Below are 10,534 nucleotides of genomic sequence, written 5' to 3'. Positions count from 1 at the left end.
GGGCGGGACCTGCGAGGGACCCACCGCGCGGGGGCCGCGGCGCGGGCGCCGCTCCCGCCCGGAGGCGGGTCGTCGGACGGCCGCTTATCGTGATCGAGGGCGCCGTCCCCGGACCGCTGCGGGCGTCCCTGGAGGCATTGATGCTGGCCAAGCTGTCGACGCGGCCCGGGCTGCGACGCTGTGCGCTCGCCGCCGGCGCCGTACTGACCCTGATCGGTGCGGGCCTGCCGACGACCGTCGCGACCCGGACCGCGGACGCGGACGACCCGCCCGACCTGTCCCGCTTCCACGGCCAGAAGGTCGCCTGGTCGGCGTGCAAGGGCGACGGCATGCCCAAGGATCTGCAGTGCGCCAAGGTGACCGTCCCGCTCGACTACGCCCACCCCGGGAAGGCCACCCTCGACCTCGCGCTCGCCCGATACCGGGCCACCGGTCACAAGCGCGGCTCCGTCGTACTCGACTTCGGCGGTCCCGGCGGCGCCGGGGTCCCCGAACTCGCCCACGGCGGCAAGGAGTTCCTGGATCTGACCGACGGCTACGACGTGGTCGCCTTCGACCCCCGGGGCGTCGGGCGCTCCTCCCCCGTCAGCTGTGGGAGCGGGGAGGACAACGGGCTGGCCTCACTGGACGACGACACGGCGCTCGGCGATCCGCGGACACTCCTGGCCCGGCTCAAGAAGGCCGCCGCGGACTGCGCCGAGCACTCCGGGCCGGTCCTGCCGCACATCGGCACCGTCGACGCGGCACGGGACATGGACGTGATACGCCAGGCGCTCGGCGACAAGAAGCTCAACTACCTCGGCTTCTCCTACGGCAGCCGGCTCGGCGCGGTCTACGCCGCCCAGTTCCCCGCCAAGGTGGGCCGCATGGTCCTCGACGGCGTCGACACGCTGACCGAGCCGCTCAGCGAGCAGGGCCTCGCGGGCGCGCGGGGGCAGCAGGTGGCGCTGGACGACTTCGTCGGCTGGTGCGCGAAGGACATCGCCTGCCCCTTCGGGCAGGATCCGCGCATGGCGCGCGAGCAGGTCGTGCGGCTGGTCCGCTCGCTCGACGAGGACCCGTTGCCGACGGACTTCGGCGCCGACTTCACCGGCCAGGACCTGGTCGGCGCCCTCGGGCAGGGGCTGTACAGCAAGGAGCTGTGGCCGTTGCTGGAGCGGGCGCTGGCCCAGCTGGTCGAGAGCGGCGACGCCAGTGGCGTCCTGGGCTTCGCGGGCGGCGGCTTCGCGCTTCCGCTGCCCTTTCCGCTCCGGTCGCCGGGCGGCGGGGCCTCGCCCGGTGCGCTGGTCGACGCCGAGGACGTCCCCCTGGACAACCTGCCGGCGGCGCTGATGGCGATCAACTGCGCGGACGACCCCGACCGCCCGACCGCCCGGCAGGTCACCGCGGATCTCGAACGGCTGCGGGCCGCCTACGACAAGGCGTCGCCGATCTTCGGCCGCTACCGGCTGACCGAGGTCCTGATGTGCTACGGCCGCCCCAAGGGCACCGCCTTCGTCCGCGACGAGGTGAAGAACCTGAGCACGCCGAAGATGCTCCTGGTCGGCACGCGCGGCGACCCGGCCACGCCGTACCGCTGGACCGTGGAGACGGCGAAGCGGCTCGGGCCGTCGGCCGTGGTGCTCGACAACCGGGGCGAGGGGCACACCGGGTACGGGTCGTCCAAGTGCGTGCACCGCAAGGTCGACGACTTCCTGCTGTACGGCTCCCTCCCGCCCAGCGGCAGCTCGTGCGGGCCGGACGCGGACACCGGCTGAGTGGCCCGCTTCTGGCCGTTGCTGTTCGTCGCCCTGACCGCCGCCGGGTCGGCGCCGGCCGCGTTCCTGGCGTCCGCCCGCTGGTGGTTCGCGGCCGGCCCCGCGCTGGCGCTGACCTGCGTGGGCGGCTGGGACCTCCTGCAGCGGCGCCACTCCGTGCGGCGCAACCACCCGCTGGTCGCCCACGCCGGACGGCTGGGACGTCTCGCCGGGGGGCCGCCTCCCCGGGCGGACGCGGTGCGGGAGCCCCCTGCCGACGCGTGGGACGGGCCGGAGTACCTGGTGCCGTCGCTGCGGCCGGTCGAGGCGTCCGAGGAGCCGCCGTCGGTGCGGGTGGGCGGACCCCACTGCTCGCAGCCCTACGACATGGCGCTGCTCAACGTCTCCGCGATGAGCTTCGGGGCGCTGTCGGGGCCCGCGGTCCTCGCCCTCAACCGGGGCGCCGCGCTGGGGCGTTTCGCGCAGGACACCGGGGAGGGCGGGCTGTCGGAGCATCACCTGCGCGGCGGCGGCGACCTCGTCTGGGAGATCGGGACGGGGTACTTCGGCTGCCGCTGCGACGACGGCGGCCTGGACCTGCGGGAGTTCGCGGACAAGGCGGCGCTGCCCGAGGTGAGGTGCGTGTCGCTGAAGCTGTCGCAGGGGGCGGCGCCGGGCACGGGCGCGGTGCTGCCGGGGGTGAAGGTGAGCGTCGAGGTGGCGCGCGAGCGAGGCGTCCCGGTGGGCGTGGACGTGGTGTCGCCGCCCTCGCACCGGATGTTCTCGACGGCGCGGGAACTGGTGCTGTTCGTGGCCCGGCTGCGGGACGCGGCGGGCGGCAAGCCGGTCGGGCTGAAGCTGTGCGTGGGGGCGCGGCGCGAGTTCCTTGCGGTGTGCCGGGCGATGCTGGCGGAGGGGGTGGCCCCGGACTTCGTCGTCGTCGACGGGGCGGAGGGCGGCACGGGCGCCCCGCCGTCGGTGTCGGCCGGGCGGCTCGGCATGCCGCTCACCCAGGGGCTCGTCACCGTGCACAACGCCCTGGTCGGCGCCGGGCTGCGGGACCGGGTGCGGATCGGCGCGAGCGGCCGGGTGGCCACGGGCTGGGACGTCGTCAGGCGCCTCGTCCAGGGCGCCGACTACACGAACGCCGCCCGCGCGATGATGCTCGCCGTCGGCTGCGTCCGCGCCGGGCGCTGTCACACCGGCGGATGCCCGGCGGGCGTGGCGACGCAGGACCCGCTGCGCGCCCGCGGCCTGCATGTGGCCGACAAGGCCCGGCGGGTCGAGCGCTACCAGCGGGAGACGGTGCGCGACGCCGTGCGGATCATGGCGGCGATGGGCGTGCGCGAACCGGGCGAGCTCACCCCCGCCCACCTGGTCCGACGGGTCGCCGGGGGCGCGGAACGCTCGTACGCGGACCTGTACGAGTGGCTGGCGCCGGGAGAACTGCTCGCCGGGCCGCCGCCGTCCTGGGAGTCGGACTGGAAGGCGGCGGATCCGGACGGCTTCGGCTGACGGCCGTGCACGGCCCGTCGGGCGGCTACGCGGGCTTGACGGTCACGAAGGCGTCGATCGCGGCGGTCAGCTCGGCCGGCTTCTCGACGGGAAGTTCGTGGCCGGCGTCGATGATGCGGACGACGGCGTCCGGGTAGGCCATCGCCATCCGCAGCATCTGCCGCACCGGGAGCTGGATGTCGTGGTAGCCGTGGATCATCAGGGTGGGGGCCTGGATCTCGCCGACCCGGTCGAGGACGTCGAAGGCGCGCATGGCGCCGTACAGCGTCATGACCACCTCGCGCGGGGTGTCGGCGGAGGCCTTGACGCAGGCGCGGATCTCGTCCTTGGGGTAACCGGGGGCGAAGGCGCGCTGGATGTTGGCGGCCACGAACATCTTGAAGGGGACGAGCGTGGAGGCGCCCATGAGCAGGCCCCTGCCCCGGCTGTAGGTCATCCGGCCGATGGAGTTCACCAGCACCATGCGCTCGACCCGCTCCGGGTGGGAGAGGGCGACGGTCTGCGCGATCATGCCGCCCATCGAGTGGCCCACGAGCACGCACCGCCGGACGTCGAGGTGGTCGAGCAGGGCGAGGAGGTCGGCCGCCAGTTCCGCGACCGTCCTCACGCCCGCGCCGCCGCTCTCGCCGTGCCCGCGCAGGTCGAGCCGGATCACCCGGCGCTTACCGGCGAAGTGCGCCAGCTGGTGGTCCCAGCGGCGCCGGTTCGCCGTCCAGCCGTGCACGAACACCAGGGGCACGCCGTCGCCGTCCCGCGGCCCCTCGTCGTCGTACGTCAGGGCTGCGCCGTCGACTTCGAGCTGCGGCATGGTGCCTCCTGCGATCCTGTCCCGGTTACTGACGCGTACGGTAACCGGCGGCCGGGGTCGCCGTCACCGGCGCACCCCGAGAAGTCGCGGGCGGCGGCGGAGCCGTGCGGCCGCGTGTGCCGGTCCCGCGCCGAGTGCCCGGCATGCGTTCGTCGGCGTTCGTCGAGCCGCGTCTGAAGACCGGCGCCGACCGCGCTTCGTGCCGGACGGCGCCCTGGGCGGGACGGACGGGCTCGCCGGCGTGCCGCGCCGTCGGGGTGCCGGCCGGGCCGGTCCGGCCGTCACCCCGGCGGCGTACGCTACGGCGTGATCGTCGACCCGGGAGGAGACCGCACGTGGCCGACCTGCTGGGCGTTGCGGTGCTGGGCGCCGGACACATGGGCGCGGACCACATACGCCGTCTCGATCGCGTGGTGAGCGGAGCCAGGGTCGTCGCCGTCGCCGACCCGGACGCCGCGCGCGCGAAGGAGGCCGTCGCCGGGATCGAGGCGGTGACCGTCCACACGGACGTGCAGGCCGCGCTCGACGCGCCCGGCGTCGAGGCCGTGCTGATCGCCTCACCCGGTCCCGCGCACCGGGAAGCGCTGCTCGCGGCCTTCGCACGGGGCCTTCCGGCGCTGTGCGAGAAGCCCATGACGCCGGACTCGGCCGGGGCGCTGCGGGTGATGGAGGCGGAGGCCGCGCTGGGTCGCCGGCTGGCGCAGATCGGGTTCATGCGGCGTTACGACGCCGAATACCGCCGGCTCAAGGCACTGCTGGACGACGGGCGCCTCGGACGGCCGCTGATGCTGCACTGCGTGCATCGCAACGTCTCCTCGCCGCCGGGCTTCACCAGCGCGATGCTGGTCGACAGCTCGGTGTCGCACGAGATCGACGCGGCTCGCTGGCTGCTCGGCCAGGAGCTGACCGCGGTGACGGTGCTGCGCCCGCGCGTGTCCTCGGGCGCCCCACAGGGCCTGCAGGACCCGCAGTTCGTGCTCTTCGAGACCGAGGGCGGCGCGCTGGTGGACGTGGAGGTCTTCGTCAACTGCGGCTTCGGCTACCAGGTGCGCTGCGAGGCGGTGTGCGAGGCGGGCGGCGCGCGCATCGGCGACGACCACGGGATGCTGGTCACCGCACGGGGCGCCGTCGGCGCGGACGTGCCCCGGGACTACCTGGTGCGGTTCGCGGACGCCTACGACCGCGAGGTGCAGGCCTGGGTCGACGCGACCCGGCGGGGCGAGGTGACCGGGCCGAGCGTGTGGGACGGCTACGCGGCCGCCGTCGTCGCCGAGGCCGGGGTCAGGGCGTTGGAGAGCGGCGCGCGCACCGCCGTGGAACTCGCCCCGCGTCCGGGCCTGTACGCCGAGAGCGATCGCTGAGGCCGGGCGGGCCTCAGACGTTGCCGAGGAGGGCCTGCAGCCCCTGGTCCACCGCGGCGGAGACGTCCTCCCGCCCCGCGGCGACGACCGCGTGGCTGCGCACCAGGAAGCGGCGCAGGGCGCCCGTGTCGAACTGGAGGAGGGCCATCCCGAGCGGGGAGTGGAACTCCATCACGGTGAGGGCCCGTCCGCAGGGCCAGATGTGCACGTCGCCGCTTCCGGCCGGGCCGCTCACGCCCTCCTCCAGCAGGCCGCGGCCGAACGTCCAGGTGACCGCCTCGCCCGCGAGGGAGACCTCCGGCGGGAAGTCGACGTGCACGGCGAAGGGGTCGGCGGAGTGGTAGCGGAGCGTGGCGGGCACGGGCAGCTCCTGGTCCTCCGCGGTGATCAGCCGGGCGCGGACGGGTTGTTCCAGAGTGATGTCCATGCATGTACGACCTCGCGGAGCCCGTTCGCATTACGCGAAAGCGGGTTCCATTTCTGTGACGTGCGTCACACCGCGGAAACGAGGGGACACAGAGCCGTCGAACACCTGACCGACGGTCCTCCCGGGCCCCCCACGTGTCCCCCAAGTCACGTACGTCTCATACGACTTGAGTACCCTGCGACCCACTCCACCGGCAAGACCGCACACCCCCCGGAAGACACTGGCATATGCCAGAAGCACCACCGAATCGGGTGTTGCCAAAGCCCTTACACGTCGTCGCGCGCTGTGCGACAGTCGTGACGGCCCTTGCGCCGGCCCCTCGCCGTACCGTCCCGTATCGGAGTGCGTCATGCCGCCCCATGTCTCCGCGGACCGCTCAGCCGCCCAGCCGCCAGGGCGTGGCCCGGTCGACGCGCTGATCACGCAGACGCGACGGCTCAAGGGCGACATGGACGCCGTCCGGCTGGGCGCGCAGGGCGACGGCACGGACCCCCAGGGCCGCTGGCAGCGCGCGCTGTACGACCTCGCACGGCATCAACTCGACGATCTCGACGCGCACCTGGCCCAGTTACGGGACGGCCCGCCGAACGCGCCGGCCGCGCGGACCGCGCCCGCCGCGCCGGCGCACCGGCGCGAGTCACTGCTCAGCCGGGTCGGCAGCGCCGAGTGGAACCTCCTGACGGACGAGGCCTTCTGGTCCGACGAGCTCCACCGCATCCTCGGCCGCGATCCCGCCGCCCCTGCCCTCACGCTCGACGAACTGCCCTCGCTGGTCCTGGAGGAGGACCGGCCGAAGCTGACCGCGATGGTCACCGACTGCCTGGTCGACGCCCGGCCCATCGACGGGGAGTTCCGCGTCGTCCGGCCGGACGGCGAGCCCCGCACCGTGCACATGATGGGCGAGCCGGTGCTCGACGCCGAGGGCGGCACCGCCTCGATGTGGGCGGTGCTGCGCGACGTCAGCGAACTGCGCCGCAGCCAGCGGGCGGTGCGTGAGAGCCGCGACTCGCTCCAGCGGCAACGGCACACGGCCGCGCAGAGCGAACACCGGCTCGCGGTCGAACTGCGCGAGGCGGTCCTGCCGCAGTGGGGCGGCGTTCCGAGCCCGCCGACCCGAGGCGCCGGCTCCCTCGACCTCGCCGCCCGCCACCTGCCCGCCGCCACGACGTCGCTGATCGGCGGCGACTGGTACGACGCGCTCGAAGTCCCCGACGGGAGAACCCTGCTGGGCGTCGGCGACCTCGCCGGCCAGGGCCCCGCCGTGACCTCCCACACGGCGATGACGCTGGGCGCCCTGCGGGGCATGGCCATGGCGGGCACCGAGCCGGCCCAGCTCATGGCCTGGCTGAGCCAGCTGCTGGACGCCGCCGGCCGGCCCGCCCTGGGCAGCGCCCTGTGCTGCACCTACCGGCCGGACACCCGCGTCCTGACATGGGCGCAGGCCGGACACCCCGCCCCCCTGCTGTTCCGGGCGGGGGCGGGACGCCGACTGGACGCACCGGAGGGCGTGCTTCTGGGGGCCACCTCGCACGCCGCCTACGGGCAGGCCGAGGAGACCCTCGAAGAAGGCGACGTGCTCCTGCTGCACACCGAGGGACTCGCGCCCGCCGACCGCCTCCTCGGCCTCGCCCCCCTCCTGACCGGGGCCCCCACCGCGCAGGACTGCGTGCGGACGGTCGTGGCGGAGTGCGGCGAGAGCGGACGCGATCACGAGGCCTGCGTGCTCGTCGCCCGCGTCACCCGGTGACGGCCCCCTGCATGTCGTTGACGAACGCGACGGACTCCGGCTCGCTCACGCCCGGGCGTTGTCGCCGGGCCGCACTCCCTTCTGCTTCGGCAGCGCCAGCCTGATCTCCTCGCGCAGCTCGCTGATCCGGGGGGAGTCGGCGTACTGAGCGGTGAGCCGGTACATCTGACTCAGCCGGTCCCAGGTGCGCCGGGAGGAGTTCGACCCCATCGACATCAGCGCCAACCGCGCGAACCGGTCCGCCTGTTCGGGATCGTTCGCGATGAAGCAGGCGGACGCCATGGACAGATGGTCGAAGATCTTCGACCGTTCCCGGCCGTCGACGCGCAGCGCCAGCGCCTTCTCCGCGTAGTACTGGGCGTGCGCGGCCGCCTGCGGCTCGAACTCGGCCAGTGTGCGGTACGCCAGGGCCTGCATCCCGTACAGATCCTCGTCCTTGAAGGTCTGCATCCAGGACGGCGGGGTGAGGTCCCCCCGGTCGGAGACGAACAGGTCCTCCGCCCGGCCGAGGGTGCGGCGCATGGCCTGCCCCTTGCCCATCGACGCCTGCGCCCAGGCCTCGATGGTGTGGAACATCGCCCGGGTCCGCGGCAGCACGTCTTCGCCGGAGCCGGACTGGGCGAGCTTCATCAGGTCGAGGGCGTCGTCGGGCCGTCCGAGGTGGACCATCTGACGGGCCGCCCGGGACAGCGCCTCGCCGGCGCGGGGCCGGTCGCCGCCCTCGCGTGCGGCATGGGCGGCGATGATGAAGTACTTCTGGGCCGTCGGCTCCAGGCCGACGTCGTGCGACATCCAGCCCGCGAGGACCGCGAGGTTGGCCGCGACGCCCCACAGGCGCCGCTGGAGATGGGCGGGGTGGCGGTAGGCGAGAATGCCGCCCACTTCGTTGAGCTGTCCCACGACGGCCTTGCGTTGCAGCCCGCCTCCGCGGGCCGCGTCCCAGGCCCGGAACACCTCGACCGAGCGCTCCAGTTCGTCGACCTCCTCCGTGCCGATCGGAGCGGCCTCGTAGCGGTCGAACCCGGACTGGTCGGCATGGTGGAGGAGGGGGTGGTCGATGACAGGAGCGTCGGCGGAGAGGGTGGGGTCGGTGTGCAGCCACTGGTACATGGCACTGCTGAGTGCTGATCCCGCGGCGAGCGCGGCACCCGCGCCCACCAAGCCGCGTCGGTTGAGCATGAGGTCCATTCCCGTGAATTCGGTGAGGACCGCGGCAGTCCGTTCGGGCGCCCACGGCACGCCGTCGGGATGTTCCGCACTCCCGCCGCCCGGCCGCTTCCCTGTACGCCCGTGCCGGACCAGACCGAGGTCCTCGATGGTCACGACACGGCCGAGACGCTCGGTGAACAGAGCCGCCAGCACCCGCGGCACCGGATCGCGCGGGATCTCTCCCGTGTCGATCCACCGCCGCACCCGGGAGGTGTCGGTCGACAGCTGGGGGTGGCCCATGGCCGCCGCCTGCCGGTTGACCAGCCTCGCGAGTTCGCCCTTGGACCAGCCGGCCAGGCCGAACAGGTCCGCAAGGCGGGTGTTGGGTTGTCCGCTCACGTCAAGCCCCCAGGTTCTCGGCTGAGTTGACAGTAGCCCCGGGAAAGTTGCCGGGCGACTATTCGCCAGGGTTCGCCAGGGTGCGCCAGATGGTGTGCCACGGGGCGACGGGTGTCAGGTAGGAAAGCGCCACCCCGCCCCGGTCGCCGAGGGACATTCCCCAGGGTGACCCGAAAGGGCCGGTCGGGGCAGCGCTCTGACGTCCGGCACACGAAGGGATCTGTTTCTCCCATGTACGCAGCATCGTCCTCCGTGTCCGCCCCGCCCCGGTCGCTGCACACCCGCCCGGGCGGCGGCGGCCCCTATCTCGACCCCGCACGCTCGGCGGGACCCGCGCTTGGCTCGGGCCCGGCCCGGCGCCCCGCGGGGCTCGGCACGCAACCGCTCAGCGGGAGACTCGACCTGTCCGGTCCTCAAGGGGCCCAGCTGCGCGCGGCGATCGCCTCGGTGCACCGTATCTGTCCGGAGTTCTCCCCGGTCCAGGTGCTGCGCCGCAGCGGACGCTCGGTGCTCCTGGTCGGCACGACCGGACGCAGCACGGCCGTCGCCAAGTGCTTACTGGACCACTCCCCCGTATGGGCGGAGCAGGCCAGGCACGAAATAGCCGCGTACCGCACGTTCGTCCGGCACCGCCCCCCCGTGCGGGCGCCGAGACTGATCGCGGCGGACCCGGACAACTGCACCCTGGTCATCGAACGGATGCCGGGACGGGTGGCGGCGCTGCAACGGCACCCCGCCGAGGCCCCGCCGCGCGCCGACGTCAGGGCCGCGCTCGGCGCAATCTGCCGGCTCAACGCCTGGCGACCGCCGGCGGGAACGTTCGACGCGCCGCTGGACTACGCGGCCCGCATCTCCCGCTACCACGAGCTGGGGCTGCTCACCGACCGGGACATGGGTGACCTGCAGAAACTGCTGCACGGCATCGCGGCCTCCGCGGGCCGGCAGGGCATGGGCCAGTTCTGTCACGGTGACGCCCTGCTGTCGAACATCCTTCTCTCACCGGCCGGTCCCGTACTGGTGGACTGGGAGCACGCGGGCTGGTACCTGCCGGGCTACGACCTGGCGACGCTGTGGTCGACGCTGGCCGACGCGCCGGTGGCGCGCCGTCAGATCAGCCAGATCGCCCAGTCGGCGGGACCTGCCGCACGGGACGCCTTCCTGGTGAACCTGATGCTGGTGCTGACCCGTGAGATCCGCACCTACGAGACGGCCGTGCAGCGTTCGATGCACGACACGGCTCCGGTCGCGGGCCACCCGGGCGCGGCGCCGTCCGGTGAGGAACAGCGCCTGCTGCTGCGGCGGCTGCACGACGACTGCCAGCTGGCCCGCCGGGCCGTGCGCGCGGCGGTCGGCACGCGCTGAGGGGCGGAGGTCCGCGGCGCGCCGCATCGG

The 10,534-nt window shown here is 73.8% G+C and carries 8 protein-coding genes; 5 read left to right on the top strand and 3 right to left on the bottom strand.

The window, feature by feature from the left end:
- Positions 1 to 140: 140 nt before the first annotated feature.
- Together ACFVYK_RS37115 and ACFVYK_RS37110 are read left to right on the top strand one after the other, a co-directional pair.
- Positions 141 to 1,757 (top strand): alpha/beta hydrolase, encoded by a 1,617-nt coding sequence (locus ACFVYK_RS37115; protein WP_389781148.1) that lies wholly within the window; start codon positions 141 to 143, stop codon positions 1,755 to 1,757.
- On the top strand, positions 1,758 to 3,251 hold the full coding sequence (locus ACFVYK_RS37110) for a glutamate synthase-related protein (protein WP_389781147.1): 1,494 nt from the start codon (positions 1,758 to 1,760) through the stop codon (positions 3,249 to 3,251).
- A gap of 25 nt (positions 3,252 to 3,276) precedes the next feature.
- Here ACFVYK_RS37110 and ACFVYK_RS37105 read toward each other — a convergent pair whose 3' ends face one another.
- Positions 3,277 to 4,059 (bottom strand): alpha/beta fold hydrolase, encoded by a 783-nt coding sequence (locus tag ACFVYK_RS37105; protein WP_389781146.1) that lies wholly within the window; start codon positions 4,057 to 4,059, stop codon positions 3,277 to 3,279.
- A gap of 335 nt (positions 4,060 to 4,394) precedes the next feature.
- Between ACFVYK_RS37105 and ACFVYK_RS37100 the strand changes: the two genes are divergently transcribed.
- A complete protein-coding gene (locus ACFVYK_RS37100) occupies positions 4,395 to 5,420 on the top strand; it encodes a Gfo/Idh/MocA family protein (protein WP_389781145.1) in 1,026 nt (341 codons plus the stop codon).
- Between the two features lie 13 nt (positions 5,421 to 5,433).
- Here the strand turns inward: ACFVYK_RS37100 and ACFVYK_RS37095 are convergent, their stop codons facing one another.
- The gene (locus tag ACFVYK_RS37095; protein WP_389781144.1) at positions 5,434 to 5,847 is read right to left on the bottom strand and encodes an SsgA family sporulation/cell division regulator; all 414 of its coding nucleotides are present in this window, start codon (positions 5,845 to 5,847) and stop codon (positions 5,434 to 5,436) included.
- A 349-nt stretch (positions 5,848 to 6,196) separates the two neighbouring features.
- Here ACFVYK_RS37095 and ACFVYK_RS37090 point away from each other — a divergent pair, with 349 nt between their 5' ends.
- A complete protein-coding gene (locus ACFVYK_RS37090) occupies positions 6,197 to 7,594 on the top strand; it encodes a PP2C family protein-serine/threonine phosphatase (RefSeq protein ID WP_389781143.1) in 1,398 nt (465 codons plus the stop codon).
- 45 nt (positions 7,595 to 7,639) lie between these two features.
- On the opposite strand, the gene ACFVYK_RS37085 is transcribed toward ACFVYK_RS37090, so the two are convergent.
- Positions 7,640 to 9,142: a hypothetical protein gene (locus tag ACFVYK_RS37085; protein ID WP_389781142.1), complete on the bottom strand. Its 1,503-nt coding sequence runs from the start codon at positions 9,140 to 9,142 to the stop codon at positions 7,640 to 7,642.
- 231 nt (positions 9,143 to 9,373) lie between these two features.
- Between ACFVYK_RS37085 and ACFVYK_RS37080 the strand changes: the two genes are divergently transcribed.
- A complete protein-coding gene (locus ACFVYK_RS37080) occupies positions 9,374 to 10,504 on the top strand; it encodes an aminoglycoside phosphotransferase family protein (protein WP_389781141.1) in 1,131 nt (376 codons plus the stop codon).
- Positions 10,505 to 10,534: the final 30 nt, after the last annotated feature.

It is taken from the genome of Streptomyces sp. NPDC058291 (assembly GCF_042880855.1).
Taxonomy (GTDB): Bacteria; Actinomycetota; Actinomycetes; order Streptomycetales; family Streptomycetaceae; genus Streptomyces.
This window is presented reverse-complemented; position numbering and strand designations above follow the sequence as displayed.